The sequence below is a fragment of the Mycobacterium sp. FW102-FHT13B02 genome (assembly GCF_058790275.1).
Window position 1 is genome coordinate 57,199 of the sequence record NZ_JBYTCM010000008.1, and the last position, 22,163, is coordinate 79,361.

At 67.6% G+C, this 22,163-nt stretch carries 25 protein-coding genes; 17 read left to right on the forward strand and 8 right to left on the reverse strand.

Annotation, left to right across the window (positions count from 1 at the left end; genetic code table 11):
- Nucleotides 1-549 precede the first annotated feature (549 nt).
- Nucleotides 550-1,653, reverse strand: a complete 1,104-nt coding sequence (locus AC3WTE_RS15890; protein WP_492438927.1) for a fatty acid desaturase family protein — start codon at nt 1,651-1,653, stop codon at nt 550-552.
- Between the two features lie 25 nt (nt 1,654-1,678).
- Nucleotides 1,679-2,389 (reverse strand): TetR/AcrR family transcriptional regulator C-terminal domain-containing protein, encoded by a 711-nt coding sequence (locus tag AC3WTE_RS15895; protein ID WP_492438929.1) that lies wholly within the window; start codon nt 2,387-2,389, stop codon nt 1,679-1,681.
- A 293-nt stretch (nt 2,390-2,682) separates the two neighbouring features.
- Here AC3WTE_RS15895 and AC3WTE_RS15900 point away from each other — a divergent pair, with 293 nt between their 5' ends.
- From AC3WTE_RS15900 to AC3WTE_RS15910, 3 genes are all read left to right on the forward strand, one after another.
- On the forward strand, nt 2,683-2,946 hold the full coding sequence (locus AC3WTE_RS15900; RefSeq protein WP_492438931.1) for a hypothetical protein: 264 nt from the start codon (nt 2,683-2,685) through the stop codon (nt 2,944-2,946).
- Nucleotides 2,943-3,491 (forward strand): DUF5994 family protein, encoded by a 549-nt coding sequence (locus AC3WTE_RS15905; RefSeq protein WP_492438932.1) that lies wholly within the window; start codon nt 2,943-2,945, stop codon nt 3,489-3,491. The genes AC3WTE_RS15900 and AC3WTE_RS15905 overlap by 4 nt, the downstream gene beginning before the upstream one ends.
- Nucleotides 3,492-3,608: 117 nt before the next feature.
- Nucleotides 3,609-3,995 carry a carboxymuconolactone decarboxylase family protein gene (locus tag AC3WTE_RS15910; RefSeq protein ID WP_459366816.1) on the forward strand — a complete coding sequence of 129 codons (387 nt, stop codon included), beginning with the start codon at nt 3,609-3,611 and terminating at the stop codon, nt 3,993-3,995.
- On the opposite strand, the gene AC3WTE_RS15915 is transcribed toward AC3WTE_RS15910, so the two are convergent.
- A complete protein-coding gene (locus tag AC3WTE_RS15915; protein ID WP_492438934.1) occupies nt 3,992-4,372 on the reverse strand; it encodes a nitroreductase family deazaflavin-dependent oxidoreductase in 381 nt (126 codons plus the stop codon). The two genes, AC3WTE_RS15910 and AC3WTE_RS15915, sit on opposite strands and share 4 nt — an antisense overlap.
- Before the next feature lie 128 nt (nt 4,373-4,500).
- Here AC3WTE_RS15915 and AC3WTE_RS15920 point away from each other — a divergent pair, with 128 nt between their 5' ends.
- From AC3WTE_RS15920 to AC3WTE_RS15960, 9 genes are all read left to right on the forward strand, one after another.
- Nucleotides 4,501-5,829, forward strand: a complete 1,329-nt coding sequence (locus AC3WTE_RS15920) for an aspartate aminotransferase family protein (protein ID WP_492438936.1) — start codon at nt 4,501-4,503, stop codon at nt 5,827-5,829.
- 15 nt (nt 5,830-5,844) lie between these two features.
- The gene (locus tag AC3WTE_RS15925; protein WP_492438938.1) at nt 5,845-6,243 is read left to right on the forward strand and encodes a pyridoxamine 5'-phosphate oxidase family protein; all 399 of its coding nucleotides are present in this window, start codon (nt 5,845-5,847) and stop codon (nt 6,241-6,243) included.
- A 239-nt stretch (nt 6,244-6,482) separates the two neighbouring features.
- Nucleotides 6,483-7,787 carry a glutamate-1-semialdehyde 2,1-aminomutase gene (gene hemL, locus AC3WTE_RS15930; RefSeq protein ID WP_492438939.1) on the forward strand — a complete coding sequence of 435 codons (1,305 nt, stop codon included), beginning with the start codon at nt 6,483-6,485 and terminating at the stop codon, nt 7,785-7,787.
- Nucleotides 7,784-8,392 (forward strand): histidine phosphatase family protein, encoded by a 609-nt coding sequence (locus AC3WTE_RS15935; RefSeq protein WP_492438941.1) that lies wholly within the window; start codon nt 7,784-7,786, stop codon nt 8,390-8,392. Before hemL ends, AC3WTE_RS15935 begins: the two co-directional genes overlap by 4 nt.
- Before the next feature lie 29 nt (nt 8,393-8,421).
- A complete protein-coding gene (locus tag AC3WTE_RS15940) occupies nt 8,422-9,000 on the forward strand; it encodes a TlpA disulfide reductase family protein (RefSeq protein ID WP_492439194.1) in 579 nt (192 codons plus the stop codon).
- Nucleotides 9,001-9,031: 31 nt separating this feature from the next.
- On the forward strand, nt 9,032-9,811 hold the full coding sequence (locus AC3WTE_RS15945; protein WP_492438943.1) for a cytochrome c biogenesis CcdA family protein: 780 nt from the start codon (nt 9,032-9,034) through the stop codon (nt 9,809-9,811).
- A 116-nt stretch (nt 9,812-9,927) separates the two neighbouring features.
- Nucleotides 9,928-11,436, forward strand: a complete 1,509-nt coding sequence (locus AC3WTE_RS15950; RefSeq protein ID WP_492439196.1) for a cytochrome c biogenesis protein ResB — start codon at nt 9,928-9,930, stop codon at nt 11,434-11,436.
- A gap of 34 nt (nt 11,437-11,470) precedes the next feature.
- Nucleotides 11,471-12,439, forward strand: a complete 969-nt coding sequence (gene ccsB / locus AC3WTE_RS15955; protein WP_492438944.1) for a c-type cytochrome biogenesis protein CcsB — start codon at nt 11,471-11,473, stop codon at nt 12,437-12,439.
- A gap of 52 nt (nt 12,440-12,491) precedes the next feature.
- Nucleotides 12,492-13,553 carry a MinD/ParA family ATP-binding protein gene (locus AC3WTE_RS15960; RefSeq protein ID WP_492438946.1) on the forward strand — a complete coding sequence of 354 codons (1,062 nt, stop codon included), beginning with the start codon at nt 12,492-12,494 and terminating at the stop codon, nt 13,551-13,553.
- An 8-nt stretch (nt 13,554-13,561) separates the two neighbouring features.
- On the opposite strand, the gene AC3WTE_RS15965 is transcribed toward AC3WTE_RS15960, so the two are convergent.
- Nucleotides 13,562-13,705, reverse strand: a complete 144-nt coding sequence (locus tag AC3WTE_RS15965; protein WP_459366805.1) for a hypothetical protein — start codon at nt 13,703-13,705, stop codon at nt 13,562-13,564.
- Nucleotides 13,706-13,754: 49 nt separating this feature from the next.
- On the opposite strand from AC3WTE_RS15965, the gene AC3WTE_RS15970 reads away from it, so the two are divergent.
- On the forward strand, nt 13,755-14,072 hold the full coding sequence (locus tag AC3WTE_RS15970) for a DUF4229 domain-containing protein (RefSeq protein WP_492438948.1): 318 nt from the start codon (nt 13,755-13,757) through the stop codon (nt 14,070-14,072).
- A 13-nt stretch (nt 14,073-14,085) separates the two neighbouring features.
- Here the strand turns inward: AC3WTE_RS15970 and AC3WTE_RS15975 are convergent, their stop codons facing one another.
- Nucleotides 14,086-14,958 (reverse strand): 1,4-dihydroxy-2-naphthoate polyprenyltransferase, encoded by an 873-nt coding sequence (locus AC3WTE_RS15975; protein WP_492438949.1) that lies wholly within the window; start codon nt 14,956-14,958, stop codon nt 14,086-14,088.
- Between the two features lie 35 nt (nt 14,959-14,993).
- Here AC3WTE_RS15975 and AC3WTE_RS15980 point away from each other — a divergent pair, with 35 nt between their 5' ends.
- The 3 genes from AC3WTE_RS15980 to AC3WTE_RS15990 are packed head-to-tail and all read left to right on the forward strand — an operon-like array spanning nt 14,994 to nt 17,277.
- Nucleotides 14,994-15,323, forward strand: a complete 330-nt coding sequence (locus AC3WTE_RS15980) for a hypothetical protein (protein ID WP_492438951.1) — start codon at nt 14,994-14,996, stop codon at nt 15,321-15,323.
- Nucleotides 15,324-15,326: 3 nt separating this feature from the next.
- The gene (locus AC3WTE_RS15985; RefSeq protein ID WP_492438953.1) at nt 15,327-16,103 is read left to right on the forward strand and encodes an S-methyl-5'-thioadenosine phosphorylase; all 777 of its coding nucleotides are present in this window, start codon (nt 15,327-15,329) and stop codon (nt 16,101-16,103) included.
- A 49-nt stretch (nt 16,104-16,152) separates the two neighbouring features.
- On the forward strand, nt 16,153-17,277 hold the full coding sequence (locus AC3WTE_RS15990) for an NAD(P)H-dependent flavin oxidoreductase (RefSeq protein WP_492438955.1): 1,125 nt from the start codon (nt 16,153-16,155) through the stop codon (nt 17,275-17,277).
- Between the two features lie 56 nt (nt 17,278-17,333).
- Here AC3WTE_RS15990 and AC3WTE_RS15995 read toward each other — a convergent pair whose 3' ends face one another.
- From AC3WTE_RS15995 to AC3WTE_RS16005, 3 genes are all read right to left on the reverse strand, one after another.
- A complete protein-coding gene (locus AC3WTE_RS15995) occupies nt 17,334-19,028 on the reverse strand; it encodes a DUF4407 domain-containing protein (protein ID WP_492438956.1) in 1,695 nt (564 codons plus the stop codon).
- Nucleotides 19,029-19,161: 133 nt separating this feature from the next.
- The gene (gene menE / locus AC3WTE_RS16000; RefSeq protein ID WP_492439198.1) at nt 19,162-20,310 is read right to left on the reverse strand and encodes an o-succinylbenzoate--CoA ligase; all 1,149 of its coding nucleotides are present in this window, start codon (nt 20,308-20,310) and stop codon (nt 19,162-19,164) included.
- Complete coding sequence (locus AC3WTE_RS16005) at nt 20,307-20,645, reverse strand: DUF3349 domain-containing protein (RefSeq protein WP_492438958.1); 339 nt, start codon at nt 20,643-20,645, stop codon at nt 20,307-20,309. Before AC3WTE_RS16005 ends, menE begins: the two co-directional genes overlap by 4 nt.
- 272 nt (nt 20,646-20,917) lie before the next feature.
- Between AC3WTE_RS16005 and AC3WTE_RS16010 the strand changes: the two genes are divergently transcribed.
- Nucleotides 20,918-22,159, forward strand: a complete 1,242-nt coding sequence (locus AC3WTE_RS16010) for an inorganic phosphate transporter (RefSeq protein WP_492438960.1) — start codon at nt 20,918-20,920, stop codon at nt 22,157-22,159.
- Nucleotides 22,160-22,163: the final 4 nt, after the last annotated feature.

Sequence of the window (22,163 nt, forward strand, 5' to 3'; positions counted from 1 at the left end):
CCTTCGGTGGCGTGGATATTTGCTGAATTCGCACAGTGTTGCGCGCACGAATTCGCAGCAATTGACCGGGCGGTTGCGACGTATGGTGGAATCGAACTCCGCACACTCGGGCCGGTTCTGGTCGGCTCTTCGCTGGGAAGTGGGGTAGTGGTGGCGGCAATGGATTTGGCCTTCCCCGGCTACGCCGGAACGTGGGTGTTCGGCCACCGGTGGCGTCGGCGTTGACAGCGCCGCGGCGGCGGGCGTGTACTGGATATCGGGGATAGGTGAGGTCGGAGGACAATGACCGTCCACGATGTCGCTGACATGATCGTTTCGGCTACTGCACTTGCGAGGCCCTGATGTCCGCGATGGTGTTGTGCGCGGCGATAAGGCAGTTCCTGGCGACTGGTGAGCCTGCGGCGAGCCGCGCCGCAGACGGCCGCCGGGCCACCGAGAAGATTCGCCGCCGAGCACGATTTGTCGACTGCTGCCGGGACAACCGGCTGGCCCACCAACGGCGGTGCGATTGCCCTGATGCCGACTACGATCTGCACCGCGCCGGCTCGTCTACGAGCTAGCGCATGCGCCGACCCGCTCGGACGCAACGTGATCCGGCAACGCGAGCGTGACGATGGTGCGCAGGGTGCGGAGATATTGAAGAGCGAGCGGTCCGGTTGTGTAGGGCAGGCCGAATCGAGTGCACACGACCCGAACCTGAACGGCGATCTCGGCATAACGGTTGCTCGGAAGGTCGGGGAACAGGTGATGCTCGATCTGGTAACACAGGTTTCCGCTGAGAAAGGCCAACACCGGCCCCGCGTGGAAATTCGCGGTGCCCAACATCTGTCGTAAATACCATTCGGGTTTGGTCTCGTCGTCCAAGGCCGCGGGCGTGAATTTCTGTGTGCCGTCGGCGAAATGACCGCAACAGATCACCACGTAGGCCCAGGCGTTGCGCACCAGGTTGGCGACCGCGTTCGCGGTGAGCGTGCGGCGCCAGCGGCGAACGCTCAGCGCGGGGAAGAACAGATAGTCCTTGCCGGCCTGGCGGGCGATCTTGCGGACCAGCGCCCGGGTGTGGGCGGATCTCTCGGCGCGAGTGGTCAAGGCCTTCTGCTGGGACTCCCAACCCTGCAGGGCGATACCCCATTCGAACATGACGGCCAGCATGACGTTTCGCAGCGGCTGCAGCAGATTGCTGGGTCTCCACGGCTGGTCCGGGGTGACCCGCATGATGCCGTACCCGAGGTCGTCGTCCATACCGATCACGTTGGTGAACATATGGTGGCGGTAGTTGTGCGCATAACGCCACTGCGCGGAGACACCGGCCATGTCCCACTCCCAGGTGCTGGAGTGGATCTCCGGGTCGTTCATCCAATCCCACTGACCATGACAGATGTTGTGGCCGAGTTCCATGTTCTCGATGGCCTTGGCCGTGGCCAGTGCTGTCGTGCCGAGCGCGGACCCGACCTTGCCGCGGCTGGCGGCGATGATCAGCCGGGCGGAGAGTTCCAGGCAGCGCTGAAACACGATGGCGCGCAGGATGTATGCCCGGTCGGGTGCGCCACGCGAATTCTCGACGTCGCGACGGATGTCATCCAGCGCGGCGCCCAGCGCGTCCAGGTCTGCCTCGCTGAGATGGGCGTATTCGGCTACCTCGGTGATCGCCATCTGGATCACCTCCGTTTCTGGTGGTTTATGGCGAATCGGCCGCAGGCCGTGGTACGCCGAATCGGGAACCGAGCCCGCTGAGCAAGATGTCGAGTCCCAGGTCGAGCTCGGCCCGCCCGTCATAGCGGGCCCACGTCGGGGCGAGGTCTCGCAGGTGGGGGAATTGGTCGATCGGCAGCCGGTAGAGCCCGAGCCGCAACACATGATCGGTTTCCTCGGGACGTTCGATGATCTCCTGCAGTTCGGTCAGGACATGTCCGTAGAGGAACCCGAACAGCGTCCGGTACATGTGAAGCGCGTCGTTCCCGTTGAAGCCTGCCTCGGTCAGGAGTGCGAGCACCTCTTCGAGGTGCCGCAGGATGCCCGGTGGCCGCATCCCGAGCGGCGTGGCAAGGGGACGGGTGACCAGCAGCGGCACCACGTTGGGATGCGCGCGCGCCAGCTCGCGGAAGTCATGGCCGAGTTTGCGTAACGCGGCAGCCCAGTCCGTCGCCGCCGTGTCCAGTGACAGCTGCTCGAAGATCATCTCGACCACACCGTCGAGCACGGCTGCCTTGTTCGACACGTGCCGATAGAGCACCATCGGGTCACGCCTCATGGCCTCGCCGAGGCGGCGCATCGACAGTGCGTCGACACCGTCACGGTCGATGATTTCCAGCGCACTGGTCAGGACCGCCGCGCGGGTGATCGGCCGGCTTGCGCCGTCCTCTGTGATCGAGGCGGTGCCCTGGGTCATGCGTCCCGGACGTGATCGAGCTCTTGGCGGCGTCATGGCTGAAGCACCGCTCTCCGGACGTGTCTCTCCGACATCGCTTCAGTGTAAGCCTATATCGTAGTTCTACGCTGTTGACATTGGTGGGATCGGCGCGTCTACTGGACATATAGCACCGGATTGAGGCGCCGTCATGATTGTCATCTGGATCGGCCGTGGTGCGCGCCGCGTCGCGCCGTGGATCTGGCGTGACCCACGGCAGATAGCCGGTGATGCGGGTACACATTTCCGTCCCGTCGTCAACCTTAGGAGCCGAAATGGCTACCAGCAAAACAGTTTTCGTGGTTTTCGTCGCCTTCGTGGCGATGGTGCTCATCGCGGGTTGCGCGTGGCTGGCGAGCAACAGCCGCAACAAGCATCGTGCCGCGTCACCCCAAGCGCGGCCGGTGTCGACGCCGGCTGATATCGGCGATGACCGGCCGGCAGGCACCACAACGAGGAACCGGTCCGCGCTGGACAGCTCAACGACCCAGTGGGATCGCGCCGACACCGGAGAAGTAACGAAGGGAGCGTCGTCATGACGTCACACACTCGCAAGAACGACCAGAACGGCACCGTGCCCGCGCACACACCGCGACTTCGGTTGAAATCCAAAGCGCCACATGGCGGATACGTCGATGGGGCATGGTGGCCGCACAGCGATGACCTCGCCGCCGAGCTGCCGGATCTGTTGGCCGTGCTGTCGGTGCGGCTGGGCCGCATCGACCGCGTGTCGTATCGCCTGGGCGCCTGGGCGAATGCACCCCGCAAGCTCACCACCGGTGGTCGCGCGGTACGCCTGGACGGGTACCGACGTCAGCCGCTCAACACCATTGAGGTTCGCGGCCTCGACGACGACCGGGACCGGCTGATACTGCTGGTTATCCCGCCACGCACGGACCCCGACGACGCCCACACCACGATGATGGCCGCAGCCCAGCCGGAAAACGCGGCCACGGTCGACGGGCTGCTCATGATCAGTTCCCGAGACCGGAGCAGGCGCGCTCAGGCGGCCACGGCGCAAGAGCGCTGGGAGTCCGAAGGCGGAACGTCTGCCTACCCCAAGCTGGCGCGGATTGCAGGCTGAAGTCCGAATCGTCATCCGCGACCGACGACCGAAAAGGCAATGCGCGACCGCCTTCTCGGCGCCCACCTCGATCACCCAGGGCTCCCGGCAATCAGCGCTCCGCGTACGGTCAGCAGGATGAGCAGCGAGCCAGAGTCGGCGTTCGACGCCGGGATCACCACCCGCCGCCAGGTGATGGGCGACGAGTTCGTCGACCGCGCATTGGCGCGTACCAGCGGCACCGAGTCGGAATCCATCCAGCGCTTCGTCACCGAACATGTCTGGGATGCGGTGTGGAACCGGCCGGGCCTGAGTCGTCGCGACCGCAGCCTGCTCAACCTCGGCATGCTGACGGCGCTGCGCGCCCATGAAGAACTCGCCGGTCACGTCCGGGGCGGGCTCAACAACGGTCTCACCCGTGAGGAGATCGTCGAGGCGATCATCCACGCCACGGGCTACTGCGGGGCGCCCGCGGCGCTCAGTGCCATGCGGGTGGTGCAGCAGGTGCTCGACGAAACGCCCTAGGCGCGGCGCAACAGCACTGCCTGCTCAAAAGGCAAGCGCGGAAACACTTTCCGCAAGGAACCGGTGATGAGCGGAGCGGCGTCCTCCTTGCTCACCACCCGTGGGTCGACGACGTCGACCGTCTGACCGCGCCGGGTTATCTTGCCGCCGCCCGCTTTGGTGATGTTCTTGAGCCAGTCGCGGTCCGGGCCGTAGGTCAACAGGATGGCGAAGCCGTCGGCGGTGGTGAACACCGTCAGCGGCGTGTGGAAGGTCTTGCCGGACTTACGCCCGACGTGCTCGAGGATGCCGAACGTCGGCGCGCGGCCGGCCCACAGCCGTTGGATGGGGTTGGTGACCCGACGGTTGAAGCGGGCCACCGATTGCGGAATCTGCATGTCCCCATCGTGCGCCATCGTGACTGGGGCAGCCAGGGCAGCGAGTAATGTTACCGGTCGGTAGCGGTGACGGTGCCGTACCGCACACCAGCCCGTAACCCACTGATTTCATCTTCGAGGAGGAACGCATGCCTGCGCCCGCCAACGCTGACGCCCGCCGGATCTATGACCTGGAGCGCAGCCGCGTATTCCACTCGTGGTCGGCCCAGGGAAAGCTCGATCCGCTGGTCTTCACCGGCGCCGAGGGCAGCTACCTCATCGATGGTGACGGCAACCGTCTCCTCGATTTCTCCAGCCAGCTCGTCTACACCAACATCGGTCACCAGCACCCCAAGGTCGTCGCGGCCATCGCCGAACAGGCCGCCAAGCTGTGCACCATCGCGCCGCAGCACGCCAACGAGGCCCGCGCCACCGCCGCAGACCTGATCTGCCAGGTCGCCCCCGAAGGCTTCAACCGAGTGTTTTTCACCAACGGTGGCGCCGACGCCGTCGAGCACGCCATCCGCATGGCCCGCGTGTACACCGGCCGCTACAAGACGCTGTCGACCTACCGCAGCTACCACGGCGGTACCGCGCTCACAGTCAACCTCACCGGCGACGTCCGCCGCTGGGGCAACGACTACGGCACCGAGGGCACCACGCACTTCTTCGGCCCGTTCCTCTACCGCAGCCAGTTCGGTTCGCTCACGCAGGAGGAAGAGTCGGAGCGCGCGCTCGCGCACCTGCGGTCGGTCATCGAATTCGAGGGCCCGACTGCGTTCGCCGCGATCATCCTCGAGTCGGTGCCCGGCACCGTCGGCATCATGCCGCCGCCGACCGGTTACCTGCAGGGCGTGCGCGAGCTGTGCGACCAGTACGGCATCGTGATGATCCTCGACGAGGTCATGGCCGGCTTCGGCCGCACCGGTAAGTGGTTCGCGCTGGATAACTACGGCGTCACCCCGGACCTGATCACGTTCGCCAAGGGCGTCAACTCCGGCTACGTGCCGCTCGGCGGCGTCATCGTCGGCGACAAGATCCTGGAGCGGTTCATGGAGCAGCCCTACGGCGGCGGGCTCACCTACTCGGGCCACCCGCTGGCATGCGCGGCGTCCGTGGCGACCATCACCGCGATGCACGACGAGAAGATCGTCGAGAACGCCGAGCTGATCGGCACCGACGTCTTCGGTCCCGGGCTCGCGGCGCTGGCCGAGAAGCACGACATCATCGGCGACGTGCGCGGTCTCGGTGTGTTCTGGGCCGTCGAGCTGGTCAAGGACCGGGCCACCAAGGAGCCGCTGGCGCCGTACGGCGGGTCGTCTCCCGAGATGGGCGCCATCAACGCGCGGGCCAAGCAGAACGGCCTGCTGCTGTTCATGAACTACAACCGCTTCCACCTGGTGCCGCCGTGCAACATCAGCATCGACGACGCCAAGCGCGGCCTGGACATTCTGGACGATGCGCTGAGTGCGGTATAGCCATACGCTTTGGCTGTGCCCAACTCGAAGGCCTACCTCAAGCCGCCGTGGTTCGTCGTCCACATCGTCAACCCGATTGCGCGGCTGACCGGCATCGGTGGCAGCCAGACGCTGACGGTCACCCGCAGCTCCAACCACCTGCCGCAGCGCATCCCGGTCGTCGTCCCCGAGGTGGACGGCGTGAAGTACCTGGTGTCGACGCGCGGCGAATCGGCCTGGGTGAAGAACGTCCGGGAGAACCCGGTGGTGGCGCTCGGCAACGCGAACTACGTGGCCAGTGAAGTACCGGTCGCGGACCGGGCGCCGATCATCGCGGTGTACCGGCCGCTGGCGGGCAAGGTGGTCGAGGAGTACTGGCGCGAGCTGCCCGACGACGCCGACCACCCGGTGTTCAAGCTGACGCCGCAGAAGTAGGGCGGGCGGGGTCACGCCCGACATTGCCGCCCCGGCGGTCCGTTCGCTGAGGCGAACCTGACCAGGTGGCGGAAATCGAGCCCGAATATCGCCGTGTGGCCAGGATCGAGAAGGTGGGCACACCACCCGTCCTCGACCCCCGGGGCCGGTGGGGCACGTGTGACTTCGGGTGGCTGCCGCCCACCCCCTCCTACACCCTGTAGTTGGTCCATTCGCGCCGGGCTGGGACACTGGTGGTCATGCGCTCTACCGACGTCTCCGCGAAACTGTTCGCCGACGCGTCGACCGTGATCCCGGGTGGGGTCAACTCGCCCGTGCGGGCCTTCAGTTCGGTCGGCGGCACCCCTGCGTTCATCACCTCGGCCAATGGCTACTGGCTGACCGACGCCGACGGCAATCGCTACGTCGACCTGGTGTGCTCCTGGGGGCCGATGATCCTGGGCCACGCCCACCCCGCCGTGGTCGAGGCTGTGCAGACCACCGCCGTCAATGGTTTGTCGTTCGGCGCCCCGACGCCCGCGGAGACGGAACTGGCCCGCGAGATCATCGACCGGGTCGCTCCGGTCGAGCGCATCCGCTTCGTGAACTCCGGCACCGAAGCCACCATGAGCGCCATCCGGCTGGCTCGCGGCTTCACCGGCCGGCCCAAGATCATCAAGTTCTCCGGCTGCTACCACGGCCACAGCGATGCCCTGCTGGCCGACGCCGGCTCCGGCGTCGCGACCCTGGGCCTGCCGTCGTCTCCCGGCGTCACCGGTGCGGCGGCCGCCGACACCATCGTGCTGCCGTACAACGACGTGGATGGGCTGCGCGCGGTGTTCGCTCAGCACGGTGACCAGATCGCCTGCGTGATCACCGAGGCCAGCCCCGGCAACATGGGCACCGTCCCGCCGGCCGAGGGCTACAACGCCGCGCTGCGGCAGATCACCGCCGAGCACGGCGCGTTGCTCGTCATCGATGAGGTGATGACGGGCTTCCGCGTCAGTCGTGGTGGTTGGTACGGCCTCGATCCGGTAGCCGCCGATCTGTTCACCTTCGGCAAGGTCATGAGCGGCGGCCTGCCGGCCGCAGCATTCGGCGGCCGCGCCGAGGTGATGGAACGCCTGGCTCCGCTGGGTCCGGTGTATCAGGCCGGGACGCTCTCGGGTAACCCCGTGGCGATGGCCGCGGGCCTGGCCACACTGCGCGCCGCCGACGACGCGGTGTACCGCGCCCTGGATGTGAACGCCGACCGGCTGTCGGGCCTGCTGTCCGATGCGCTCACCGAAGCATCTGTCGCGCACCGCATTTCGCGGGCCGGCAACTTCTTGACGGTGTTCTTCGGCGACGGGGACGTCGTCGACTTCAAAACCGCGAAGGCCACCGAGACCTGGCGCTACCCGGCGTTCTTCCACGCCCTGCTGGACGCCGGGGTCTACCCGCCGTGCAGTGCCTTCGAAACCTGGTTCGTCTCGGCCGCACTCGACGACGCTGCGTTCGACCGGATCGCCGCCGCGCTGCCCGCCGCCGCGCAGGCCGCCGCCCAAGCTCAGGAGCCCGCATGACCGACAAGACGATCGTGCACGTGATGCGGCACGGCGAGGTCCACAACCCCGACAAGATCCTGTACGGCCGCAAGCCCGATTTCCATCTCTCCGAGCGTGGGCAAGCGCAGGCCGAGGCGGTCGCCGGCTGGCTGGCCGAGCGCGACATCGTCTACGTGGTGGCCTCGCCACTGGAGCGGGCGCAGGAGACCGCGACGCCGATCGCGGCCCGGCACGGTCTGTTCATCGATACTGACCCCGAACTCATCGAGTCGCTCAATGTATTTGAGGGACAGCGAGTTTCGCCTGGCGACGGCGCCCTGCGCGACCCGCGCAACTGGTGGCACCTGCGGAATCCGAAGACCCCGTCGTGGGGCGAGCCCTACCAGCACATCGCCGAGCGGATGACCGCCGCCGTCGACCGAGCGCGGATCAAGGGCATGGGGCATGAGGCGGTATGCGTCAGCCACCAGCTGCCCGTGGAGACGCTGCGCCGCGCGATGCTCGGCAAGAAGTTGCACCACTTCCCGACCAGGCGGATGTGCAACCTGGCGTCGGTGACGTCCTTCCACTTCCACGGTGACCAGATGGTGGGCTGGGGATACTCGGAGCTGGCCGGACAGTGATCTCGCTGGTGGCCCGCGCCGGGGCAGTGATGACGGCCGTCCTGACGACGGCCGTGTTGCTCGTCGGCTGCTCCACCGGTGACGACGCCGTCGCCCAGGGCGGCACCTTCGAGTTCGTGGCGCCCGGCGGCAAGACCGACATCTTCTACGACCCGTCGTCGAATCGCGGCAAGCCAGGTGCGATTCGCGGTCCGTCGCTCGCCGATCCGTCGAAAACTGTTTCCCTGGACGATTTTTCGGACCAGGTCGTGGTGATCAACGTGTGGGGCCAGTGGTGTGGCCCGTGCCGTTCGGAGATTTCCGAACTGCAGAAGGTGTACGAGCAGACCAAGGCGCAGGGCGTCGCGTTTCTCGGCATCGACGTGCGCGACAACAACCGGCAGGCCGCCGTCGACTTCGTCGTCGACCACAAGGTCACCTTCCCGTCGATCTACGACCCGGCCATGCGCACCATGATCGCGTTCGGCGGCAAGTACCCGACGACGGTCATCCCGTCGACGCTGGTGTTGGACCGTCAGCACCGGGTGGCCGCAGTGTTCCTGCGGGAGCTGCTGGCCGACGACCTCAAGCCTGTTGTCGAGCGACTCGCCAAAGAGGTCAAGGCATGACAGTCAGCGAGCAGCCGAAGGCGGATCGCGCATGAACTCCTTCGCCGAAACCGCAGCGGCCGGACCACTGCTGGTGGCCATCGCGGTGAGCGTCCTGGCCGGGCTGGTGTCGTTCGCCTCGCCCTGTGTGGTGCCGCTGGTGCCCGGTTATCTGTCGTATCTGGCCGCCGTCGTCGGGGTGGAAGAAACGGAAGCCACGGCAGGGTCCATCAAAGTGCGTACCGCCCGCTGGCGCGTGGCCGGCGCGGCGGCGCTGTTCGTCACGGGATTCACCGCGGTGTTCCTCATGGGCGCCGTCGCGGTGCTCGGCCTGACCACGACGCTCATCGTCAATCAGCTTCTGCTGCAACGCATCGGCGGTGTCGTCACCGTGCTCATGGGCCTGGTGTTCATCGGGCTGGTGCCGGCGCTGCAGCGTCAGGTGCGGTTCACGCCGCGCCAGGTGTCGACGGTCGTCGGCGCGCCGCTGTTGGGCGCGGTGTTCGGACTGGGCTGGACGCCGTGCCTGGGCCCCACGCTCACCGGGGTCGTCGCGGTGGCCTCGGCCAGTGACGGCGCCAGCGTCGCCCGGGGTATCGCGCTGGTGGTCGCCTACTGCCTCGGGCTCGGAATTCCGTTCGTGCTGTTGGCCTTCGGCTCGGCCCGCGCCGTGCAAGGCCTGGGCTGGCTGCGCCGGCACACCCGCGCCATCCAGATCTTCGGCGGGCTGCTGCTGATCGTCGTCGGCACCGCGCTGGTCACCGGCGTATGGAACGACTTCACCTCGTGGGTGCGTGACGCCTTCGTGAGCAACGTGAGGCTGCCGATATGACCGACGTTTCCGCGCCCGAAGACGTGAAAGCCGTGAAATCCCCGGAAACCCGCCGCCCCGGCCCGATCTCGCGGGTGGCGGCGTTGTTCCGCAACACCTGGCGAACGCTGACGTCGATGGGCACCGCGCTGGTGCTGCTGTTCCTGCTGGCCCTCGGAGCCATCCCGGGCGCGCTGCTGCCGCAGCGTTCGCTCAACGCCGGCAAGGTCGACGAATACCTGGCCCAGCACCCGACCATCGGCCCGTGGCTGGACAAGGTCCAGGCGTTCTCGGTGTTCTCCAGCTTCTGGTTCACCTCGATCTACGTGTTGCTGTTCATCTCCCTCGTGGGCTGCTTGACGCCTCGTATGCTCGAGCACGTCCGCAGCCTGCGGGCTGTTCCCGTGCCCGCGCCGCGTAACCTGGCGCGGCTGCCCAAGCATGCCGAAGCCACCGTCCCCGGTGCGCCGGACGCAGTCGCCGAGCGGATTGCCAAGCGGCTCAAGGGTTGGCGCCAGACCACCAGGAAAATGGACGACGGTGGCGCGGAAATCACAGAGATTTCAGCGGAGAAGGGCTACCTGCGCGAATTCGGCAACATCGTCTTCCACTTCTCGCTGCTGGGCCTGCTGGTCGCCATCGCGTTCGGCAAGATGTTCGGCTACGAGGGCAACGTCATCGTCATCGCCGACGGCGGTCCCGGGTTCTGTTCGGCCTCGCCCGCGGCGTTCGACTCGTTCCGCGCCGGCAACGTCGTCGACGGCACCGCGCTGCACCCCAGCTGTCTGCGCGTGCACGACTTCGACGCCCGGTACCTGCCCAGCGGGCAGGCCACGGCGTTCGCGGCGAACGTCGACTACCAGGACGGCGCGGACCTGGCCAGCGGGACCTGGCGACCGTACCGGCTCGAGGTCAACCACCCGCTGCGGATCGGCGGTGAGCGCATCTACCTGCAGGGCCACGGCTACGCGCCCACCTTCACCGTCACGTTCCCGAACGGGCAGACCCGCACTTCGACGGTGCAGTGGAAGCCGGAGAACGCGCTGACGCTGCTGTCGTCGGGCGTCGTGCGCGTCGACCCGCCGGGCGGCAGCTATCCCGACGACCGCGAGCGGCGCAAGCATCAGATCGCCATCCAGGGTTTGTTCGCCCCGACCGCCGAACTCGACGGCAAGCTGCTGTCCTCGAGCTTCCCGGCGATGAACGCGCCCGCGGTGGCCATCGACATCTACCGCGGCGACACCGGGCTGGACAGCGGTAAGCCGCAGTCCTTGTTCTCGCTGGACCCCAGCCTCATCGAGCAGAAGCGCCTCACCAAGCAGGCGCGCGTCAACCTCAAGGCCGGCGAGCAGACCAAGCTGGACGACGGCACCGTCATCAAGTTCGACGGCGCCGTGCCGTTCATCAACGTGCAGGTCTCGCACGACCCGGCGCAGGTGTGGGTCCTGGTGTTCGCGCTGACCATGATGGCCGGGCTGCTGGTGTCGTTGGTGGTGCGCCGCCGGCGGGTTTGGATTCGGATGGTGTCGGCCGGGCCGGGTACCGTCAACGTCGAGCTCGGCGGCCTGGCCCGCACGGACAACTCGGGGTGGGGCGACGAGTTCGAGAAGCTCACCGCGCGGCTCGTGAGGGCTGAGGAGGACTAGTGAACGGTCAGCGAAGAGCGAAGGCGGATCGCGCATGAACACAGAGCACATCGACATCGACCTGGCCCGGTATTCGGACTGGGCGTTCTTCAGTTCCTGGACGGTACTGTGCCTGGCATTCGTCCTGCTGGCCGTCGAGCTGGCGTCGAGCCGTGGCCGGAAGGTCGAGTCCCGGGAGCTGGTCGGTGCGGGCGTGGGCGCGAACAGCGCCACCCCCGGCGTGATCATCGACCAACCCACCCGAACGGTTGACGAGCGGATCGGCCGGGTCGGGCTCGCGTTGGTGTATGTCGGTATCGCGATGCTGTTCGTCTGCATCGTGCTGCGCGGTCTGGCCACCATGCGGGTGCCGTGGGGCAACATGTACGAGTTCATCAACCTGACCAGCTTCTGCGGGTTGGTCGCCGCCTCGATCGTGCTGCGCAAGCCGCAGTTCCGGGCGCTGTGGGTCTTCGTCCTGGTGCCCGAACTGATCCTGCTGGCGGTGTCGGTCAAGTACCTGTACACCAACGCCGCGCCGGTGATGCCCGCATTGCAGTCGTACTGGCTGCCCATCCACGTCTCGGTCGTCAGCCTGGGCTCCGGCGTGTTCCTGGTCGCGGGTGTGGCGAGCATCCTCTTCCTGCTGAAGATGTCTCCGCTGGCGGCTCAGGACAATGGCTTCGGCCAGATGATCCAGCGGCTGCCCGATGCCCAGACCCTGGACCGCCTCGCGTACCGGACCACCATCTTCGCGTTCCCGATCTTCGGATTCGGCGTCATCTTCGGCGCGATCTGGGCCGAGGAGGCATGGGGCCGCTTCTGGGGTTGGGACCCGAAGGAGACGGTGTCGTTCGTCGCGTGGGTCGTCTACGCCGCGTACCTGCACGCCCGGTCCACCGCGGGCTGGCGCGACAAGAAGGCCGCGTGGATCAACGTCGTCGGCTTCGTCGCGATGGTGTTCAACCTGTTCTTCATCAACCTGGTGACCGTCGGCCTGCACTCGTACGCCGGCGTCGGCTGAGCCGACAATTGGATACCGTGGCTGAGCCGATGAGTAGATGTAGCGGTTGATCGTGTCTTCGTTCCGCGCCCAGGGCCGGTTCAGGGATCCGGCCGGCCCAGTCGCCGCCGCCACGCCCGCTGCGGCGCCGGAGGCCCGCATCGTCATCGCGCATGCGGTGACTCCCGTCGTGCAACCGAAGCCCGCCAGGCCGCGGAGTCTGGACCCCGCGACCGTCGCACTCCTGAGCCGGCCGAGCCGCGCGCCCTCGACTGGCTGGCGCAAAGCGCTGTATTACGCGACGGGCACGCTGCTCAATCCGGGCGAGAGCCCCAAGGTCTTGCACCGCACCCGGCTGACCGCGCAGATCAACCGGCCGCTGCGGGACTGCTATCGAATCGCCGTGCTGTCTCTGAAGGGCGGCGTCGGCAAGACCACCATCACCGCGACGCTCGGTGCGACGTTCGCGTCGATCCGTGGCGACCGCGTGATCGCGGTGGACGCCAACCCCGACCGCGGCACCCTCAGCCAGAAGGTGCCGCTGGAGACGCCGGCGACGGTTCGTCACCTCCTGCGCGATGCCGAGGGCATCTCCAGTTACAGCGACGTCCGCAACTACACCTCGCGCGGCGAGAGCGACCTCGAGGTACTGGCCTCGGAGAGTGATCCGGCAGTGTCGGAGGCGTTCAGCTCGGAGGACTACTCCCGGACACTGGCGGTGTTGGAGCCGTATTACCGGTTGGTGCTCACGGACTGCGGCACCGGCATGCTGCATTCGGCGATGGGAGCGGTGCTCGACCATGCTGACGTGCTCGTCGTGATCAGCTCGGGCTCGGTCGACGGGTCACGCAGTGCGGCGGCGACGCTCGACTGGCTCGATGCCCATGGTCATCAGGAGTTGGTGCGCAACGCCGTCGCGGTGGTCAACGCGGTGCGCCCGCGGTCCGGCAAGGTCGACCTGCGCAAGGTGGTCGACCATTTCGGCCGCCGCTGCCGGGCGGTGCAGTTGGTGCCGTTCGATCCGCACCTGGAGGAGGGTGCCGAGATCAGTCTGGACCGGCTCCGGCCGGATACCAGGGACGCGTTGCTGGAACTGGCCGTGGCAGTCGCCGACGGATTTCCGCTGTCGTTGTAGAGAGTGCGCTAGGAACCGAGGCGGCGCAGGAATTCAGGATCGTCGTCGGGACCGATGACACGAGTGGTCGGGCGCGCGACGGTGGTGCGGGTGGCGCGCCAGCCGACGTAGGCCAACAGTGCCAGCAGCGTGATCAGGAGCAGGAACTGCACGTAAAACCTCCTTTATTCGAATATACGCGTCCGTCGGTAAACTCGTGCGGTGTCTGATGCGCCAGCTACCCCCTCCATGCCACGTTTGCTGCTCGATGTCTTTCTCTACGCGCTCGCCCGCCTGCTGCTGGTAGCCGTGATTGCCGGCGCGATTTTCGGTGTCGTCGCGTTGCTGGGTATTCGTGATTTCCCGGCCATGGTGGCGCTGCTGTTCGCGCTGGTTATCGGCATGCCGCTGGGCATCTGGCTTTTTGCGCCGCTGCGCCGCCGGGCCACCGCCGGGATCGCCGCCGTCGATGAGCGCCGTCGTGCCGAGCGCGAGCAGCTGCGGGCCCGGCTGCACGGCGAGGATTCCTCCGACGACTGACGCCGCGCCGGCGTCAGGGCTTGATCACCAGCACCGCGCTGATCAGGGCGGCCCACACCAGCATCGTCAGCCCGGTGTCCTTGAGCACGGGGATCAGCTCACGGCCGCCGAGACCTGAGCGCACCGGCTTCGCCGCGCGAACCGCGAGCGGCGCCGCCACGAAGCCGACCAGGCACCAGGGCGTGGCGAGCGTCAGGACCGCGGTCAGCAGGAACGGCAGCAGCGCCAGCACCTGGAACAGCTGCCGGGTCCGGGTATCGCCCAGCCGAACCGCCAGGGTGATCTTGCCCGACACCTGATCGGTGGGGATGTCGCGCAGATTGTTGGCCACCAGCACCGCCGACGACAGCGACCCGACCGCGATCGCGAGAACGAGTCCCACCCAGTCGACCCGCAGGGCCTGCGTGTACTGGGTGCCGAGGACCGCGACCAGGCCGAAGAACACGAACACCGCGACCTCGCCGAGCCCGCGGTAGCCGTAGGGGTTGGTGCCACCGGTGTACAGCCAGGCTCCGGCGATGCACGCCGCACCGATGGCGATGAGCCACGGCTGACTCACCAGGGCCAGCGCGAGGCCGGCTCCGGCGCCGATGCACAGGCTGATCACGGCCGCCGCCAGCACTGCCTGCGGCGAAGCCAATTTGGCTCCGACCAGGCGGACCGGTCCGGACCGGTCGTCGTCGGTGCCGCGGATGCCGTCGGAGTAGTCGTTGGCGTAGTTGACGCCGATGATCAGCGAAATCGAAACCACAAGGGCCAGAGCCGCTTTCCACCACACCTCACCGCCGACCCAGGCGGCGGCACCGGTGCCTGCCAGCACGGGAGCGACGGCATTCGGCAGGGTCCGCGGTCGGGCGCCCTCTATCCACTGCGAAAGACTGGCCACGCGCGCAATCGTCCCACGCCCCTACACTTATCGGCATGAAGGATCGGCTCAGCAAGAACGAGATTCGCAAAGACGTCGTTCAGGAATCCGTCGAAGCGGTCGCTGGCACTGTCGGTGAGGTCACCAACATCATCGTCACCGCGGTCAAGGATGTGGCGAGCTCCATCGGCGCCCTGGCCACCGACGCATTCGAGATCCGCGACGGCGCCCGGCGCGCTCGGGCGCAGCTGGAACTGGACAGTGAGGTAGCGGACGAGACCGGAGACGACGCGGAGGTGCCCGCGCCGACTCCGGTCACGGCGGTGAAGCCGGAGACCGCGGATACCCCCGAGACCGCGGATACCCCCGAGACCGACGCCGAATAACGGATGCTGGGAGTTATCGGCGGCAGCGGTTTCTACACGTTCTTCGGCGACGACGCGCGCACGGTCAGCGTCGACACGCCCTACGGTGCGCCGAGCGCGCCCATCACCATCGGGACCGTCGGCGGCCACGAGGTGGCGTTCCTGCCGCGGCACGGGGTCAAGCACGAGTACTCGCCGCACACCGTGCCGTACCGGGCCAACATGTGGGCGTTGCGGTCGCTGGGCGTGCGGCGGATTTTCGCGCCCTGCGCCGTCGGCAGCCTGACCGCGGACCTGGGCCCCGGCGCCGTCGTCGTGCCTGATCAGCTGGTGGACCGCACCCGTGGCCGCGAGGACACCTACTTCGATGCCGGCGGCATCCATGTCGGCTTCGCCGATCCGTACTGCCCGACGCTGCGGGCCGTGGCAGCCGAGCAGCCGGGCGTCGTCGACGGCGGCACCATGGTCGTGATCCAGGGGCCCCGCTTCTCCACCCGGGCCGAGAGCCAGTGGTTCGCGACCCAGGGGTTCACGTTGGTGAACATGACCGGCTACCCCGAGGCGGTCCTGGCTCGTGAGCTCGAGATGTGTTATGCAGCAATAGCTTTGGTTACCGATCTGGATGCCGGTATCGAGGCCGGCGCCGGCGTCACCACGGTTGATGTGTTCGCCGAGTTCGAGCGGAACACGCCCATGTTCAAGGCGCTCGTGCAGCAGGCTCTCGCCACGGTCCCCGCCGAACGTGCCTGCACCCACTGCCTGGCCCACGCCGGGGTGGAGTTGCCGTTTGAACTGCCCTGATCGGGCAGGCTCTTGACACCCGTCAAGTTGGAGTGGCAGAACTGACGGGGTGACTTCTCGTATCTGCGAACAGCTCGGCATCGATTTCCCGCTCTTCGCCTTCAGCCATTGTCGCGACGTGGTCGCCGCCGTCACCAACGCCGGCGGCTTCGGTGTGCTGGGCGCGACGGCGTATACGCCCGAGCAGCTGGATCGCGAATTGGCCTGGATCGATGATCACGTCGGCGGCCGGCCGTACGGCGCTGACATCATCGTGCCGGCCAAGTTCGAGGGCAAGGGCGAGAATCTCTCCGACGGCCAGCTGGCGGACCGAATCCCCTCGGAATACCGGGAATTCGTCACCAAGCTGCTCGTCGAGCACGGCATCGAGCCGGAGGACAAGGCCCGCACCGGCGGGTCGGTGCTGTCCGGCAACACCGGCCACGAGTTGCTCGACGTGGCGCTGAGCCACCCCATCAAGCTGATCGCCAATGCCCTTGGGGTGCCGCCGGATTACATGATCGAGGCGGGCCGCGAGCGGGGGATTCCGGTGGCCGCGCTGGTCGGCGCCAAGGAGCACGCCGTCAAACAGGTCGCAGCCGGCGTGGACATCATCGTCGCGCAGGGCACCGAAGCCGGCGGGCACTGTGGTGAGGTGTCGACGCTGGTGGTCGTGCCCGAAGTGTTGGACGCGCTGGCGGCGATCGGCAGTGAGATTCCCGTGCTGGCGGCCGGTGGCATCGTCACGGGGCGGCAGATGGCGGCTGTGGTCGCGTTGGGCGCCGCCGGCGCGTGGACCGGTTCGGTGTGGCTGACCACCGAGGAAGCCGAGACTGCGCCGGCCACCAAACAGAAGATGCTCGCCGCCAGCTCGCGGGACACCGTGCGGTCGGCCGGGCGAACCGGCAAGCCGGCCCGTCAGCTGGTTTCCGACTGGACCGACGCCTGGGCGCCGAAAGACGGTGGCCGCAAACCGCTTCCGTTACCGCTGCAGAACATGCTGAGCGAGCCGGTGATCCGGCGCATCGATCGGCTTGCCGCCCAGGGCCATCCGGGTGCTCAGCAACTCGCGACCTATTTCGTGGGACAGGGCGTCGGCCTGATGAACAAGGTCAAGCCCGCCCGCGAAGTGGTCCGCGAGTTCATCGAGGACTATCTCACCGCCACCGAACGGCTGAACCGCTCGCTGCCCTAGGGATTTGTGCACGATAAGGTCCGCTGAGCGACCGAAATCGTGCACAAATCGCGGGTTTACGGCTCGATGGCGCGGCGGCCTTCCCCCAGCTGACGGCGCTCGTCGGCGGCGTCGATGATCGTCGTGTCACTGCCGCCGAGCGCGGTGTGGTCGACGCCCCGCAGTGGGGCGTTCGGCGCGAACGTGGCGTTCATCTGCGGTGCCGCCCACTGGGGTTCGACGCGCGGATGACCGCCCTGACCCTGGCCGAGCGCCTGGCTCTGATCCGCCCCGCGCGGACCCGATGACTGCTCGTGCGCGCTGTCGCTCACGGTGGTCCGCGAGGTGCGGCGCAGCGTGAAGGTGATCTCCTCGAATTCCTCGATGACCTTCTGCGCTGACCGCAGCTGCTGCACCGACGTGTCGATGACGCGGTCGACGACCGGCGCCACCGGTGCCATCAGCGGACGCAGTAGGCGCGCCGCTACCTTGGTCAGATCGGGTAGCTGGGGCAGAGTCAGGCCACCGGCGGGCTGCGATGTCGCCGGCACCGGCAGGTTCTCGGCAACCTCGCCGTCGATCGGGACGAGTTCGGACGTAACCGCCGGTTCGGCTGGGGCGCTGCCGGTTTCGGGCTCCGGCGCAGACGGGGCGGCGCTCAGCGATCGCCGCTGCGGGTCGGGGAACGCCGTGAGTTCATCCCAGTCGGAGTACATCGGCTGCGGCTGGGCAGTGGACGGACGCAGTGCCTCGGCGGTCGGCGCTCCCAGGGCGGGCGGTGCCGGTTCGCCGGTGCGGGCTTCTGCCACCCGCTGCCGGTGGTACTCGCGATTGATCTCGGCGTCGGTTTCCAGTGCCAGGCGCATGGCGGCCAGCTGATGCTCGGCCTTCAGAATTTCGGCTTCGGCCCGTACCTCGGCCTGCTTGACGGCGATGGCGGTCTCGGCGCGCAGTTCGGCCTTCAGCCGCGATTCGTCGTGGCGCTCACGCAGGGTCCGGTCCTGCCGGGCGTGCAGCAGCATCGGCAGCAGGTACAGCAGCACGCAGACGCCGATGACGGCGATGCGCGCCACGAGGGCCGCGGGCGTTTCGATGGTGTAGCCGTTCATCGCGACCCACCGCGCGCCGAAGCCGCGGTCCACGCCGACGCCCGCGGCAGCGCGCGCCGCCGTCACCGCGTGCTCGGCATCGGCGATCTGCGCGTCGAGGGCCGGGGCCTGCTCGTTGCGTGCGGCGAGCGCAGCGTCGAGCTCACGCTGGTCGTGCTCGAGGATGTCCTGCGTGTTCTGGGTGATCTGGCCGTCTCCGGGCACGCCGGTGACGGGCTGCTGGGCGCACGCCGGCGTCGGGTGGTACTCACAGCGCGCCACCACCTGGGCGTCGTCACGGCGCTGCCGGGCGGAGTCGACAGCCGCGTCCAGGGTGCCGCGGCCGGCACGTAACGCGTTCAGCTGCCCCTGGGCGACGGTCACCGCCGGTGTGCCCGCGGCGCGGGTCGCGGCCTCGCCGGCCATGCGCTGCGAGATCGCGTTGCTGAAGAGTGTCATCGCGGCCAGTTCGCCGACCAGCAGGCCGATGGCGACGGCCAGGGCGACTCGGCCGGCAGTGCCGCGCGCGCTGGCGACCGTGCTGCGGATGGCCACGACCACCAGAGCCCCGAATATCAGGGTCACGGGCAGCACGACGGCCAGTGGCAGACCGGTGGACGGCGCTGCGACGGCGGCGGCCACGAGCCAGGCCAGCACACCTCCTGACCAGGTCAGGGCGGTCACCGCAGGATGGTTGTCAGGCTGTCTGTGGGCAGGCATGGAAACTCCAACTCTTCCGGTCCACGTTCTAGGGTCCCAGAGAGCCGGGGCTGCCACCGAATCAAGCGCCGGTGCTGTGACCGGCATCACGGGCAGATCAGGCGTTTTTCTGGTACCTGAGCGTCAAGGCCCGACGGTCCAGCTTGCCGATTCCGCGGCGGGGGAGTTCGTCCACCACGTGCACCTCCCGCGGAGCCGCGGTGACGGCGAGGGCCGCGCGCACGTGTTCCCGCAGGTCAGCGACCGTTGGCGGGCCCGCGCCCGGACGGAGCACCACCGCCACGGCCACCCGCTGACCCAGGCGTTCGTCGGGCACTCCGAACACCGCGCATTCGGCGATGGCCGGATGGCCGCCCAACGCCGACTCGACCAGGGCGGGCAGGACTTTAAGCCCGCCGGTGGCGATGGCGTCGTCGACACGGCCCAAGACCCGCAGCGCGCCCGAATCATCCACGGCGCCAATGTCATCGGTGACGAACCAGCCGTCCACGAAGGGGGACGGCACCACGGGATTGCGGTAACCCGAGGCCAACGTGGGGCCGCCCAGCGCGATCCGGCCGGTGTCGTCGATCCGCAGCTCGACTCCGTTCAGCGGTCTTCCGTCGTAGATGCAGCCGCCGCAGGTTTCACTCATGCCATAGGTGCGCACCACGGAAACCCCTGCGGCTGCGGCCTTTTCGCCGAGATCCGGGGGCATCGGGCCGCCGCCGATCAGCACCGCGTCCAGCTCGGCCAGGGCCTCGCCCGCGGCGGGATCGGCCAAAATCTTGGCCAGCTGCACCGATACCAGCGATGTGTAGCGCCGGCCCGACCCCAAAGCCTTTACCGCAGCGGGTAATTCGCCGACGTCGAATCCCGGTTCCAGCGCTACCGGTGTGGTGCCGGCCCGCAGACTGCGCACCAGCACCTGGATACCGGCGACGTGATACGCGGGCAGGGCCAGCAGCCACCGGCCGGGGCCGCCGAGCCGGTCATGCGTGGCGTCGGCACTGGCGTGCAGGGCCGACGCGGACAGCAAGGCGCCCTTGGGGTTTCCGGTCGAACCCGATGTGGAGACCACCAGCGCCACGGCGTCGTCGACGGGCTCGCCGGCCCGCAAGGTCTCGGTCAGCAGCGCGGCCTGGCGGTCATCGTCGGCTGGCAGTGGCAGCAGGGCGCGCTCGCCGTCCAAAGCCTGCGCCAACTCGGGGATCAGGGCAAGGGCCGCGCCGCCGGAGCCGACGGTGGCGGTATGGAGGATGCCTATGTCGGCTCCCTGTTGCCGGGGCCTCCGTCGACAGGCCCGCCGTCGGCCGGGTCGCGGGGATCGTCGAGGGGCCAGCCCTTGGCGGCCAACCGTTCTCGCACGCGCTCGACGTCCTCGGCGCGGGGCAGTTCATCAGTGATCCGCGTGATCAGCACCCCGATGTCGATCTGGTCGAATTCGCCCCGATCCATCAATGCCCTTGACACGGACTTGACTTCGTCATTGGTCAGGCGCCGAGCCAGTAGTGCCAGCAGCGGCACCCGGTCGGTGGCGGGGACGCCTTCCGGGTATCCCGCCTGCAGCCACGCCACGATCTTTGTCAAGAAGGCGTTCATGGCGTCACCTCCAGATCTCGGAAAAGGACCCAACAGTCCGCATTGTTGCCCCAAAATGCGCGAACGAATCCTATGCCCGGCCTGTGACGTGGGCATATCGCTACGGTAACTCGCAGCATCGCTGCCAGCACTTTGCCAGGCTAATTAGACGAAGCTAACAGGTGAACACTGTATGAACACCTCTGCCAGCCCGGCAAACATGCAGGTCGTCACAGGAATTGAGGACTTCGGTAACTGGTCAAAAACGCGGCGGTTACCCCAGAATAAGCGCCATGAGCGCAGAGATGGTCATCCTGGCGCTGTTGGTCGCAACAGCCCTGGCTTTTGACTTCACCAATGGATTTCATGACACCGGCAATGCCATGGCCACCTCTATCGCGACCGGGGCCCTCAAGCCCAAGGCCGCGGTAGCGCTGTCAGGCATCCTCAACCTCGTCGGTGCCTTCCTGTCGGTCAACGTGGCCGTCACGGTGGCCACCAACGTCCTGAAGATTCAGGACCCCAAGACCGGTCACCTCAAGCTCGACGCAAGCGTCGCGCTGACCGTGATCTTCGCCGGCCTGATCGGCGGCATCCTGTGGAACCTGCTGACCTGGCTGTTCGGCATCCCGTCCAGCTCCTCGCACGCGCTCTTCGGTGGTCTGATCGGCTCCGGTATCGCCGCGGCCGGCGTCGCCGGCGTGAACTGGGACGGCCTGACCAGCAAGGTGCTGCTTCCGGCGGTGGCCTCGCCGTTCATCGCCGGCGTCGTCGCGATGTGCGGTACCTGGCTGGTCTACAAGATCACCAAGGGCGTGACCCGCAAGCGCCGTGAAGAGGGCTTCCGCTGGGGCCAGATCGCCACGGCGTCGCTGCTGTCGCTCGCGCACGGCACCGGCGACGCGCAGAAGACGATGGGTGTCATCGCGCTGGCGCTGATCAGCAGCGGCCACCTGACCGGTGATGTCAAGAAGGACGGCCTGCCGTTCTGGATCATCGCCAGCTGCGCGCTGGCCATCGGCGCCGGCACCTACATCGGCGGCTGGCGCGTCATCCGCACCCTGGGCAAGGGTCTGGTCGAGATCGAGTCGCCCCAGGGCTTCGCCGCCGAGTCCTCTTCGGCCGCGGTGATCCTGACCTCCAGCGTCGCGGGCATGGCGCTGTCCACCACCCACGTCGCCACGGGTTCCATCCTGGGTAGCGGCATCGGTAAGCCGGGCGCCACGGTGCGCTGGGCGGTCGCAGGCCGGATGGCCGCCGCATGGTTGATCACGCTGCCGGCCGCCGGCCTCGTCGGTGCCCTGTCGTTCCTGCTCGCCAACGGCATCGCCAGCGCCAGCTCGCACCTGGTCGGCGACATCGTGATCTTCGTGATCCTGGTCGCCTTGTCGGGCTTCATGTACTGGCGCGCCCAGCAGCAGAAGATCGACCACAACAACGTCAACGCCGAATGGGACGAGTCCACCAACTCGACGGTTCCGGCCGACGTGCGCGCCGCCACCACCAAGTCCACCAAGGACACCGCGTCGGTCTGACGCC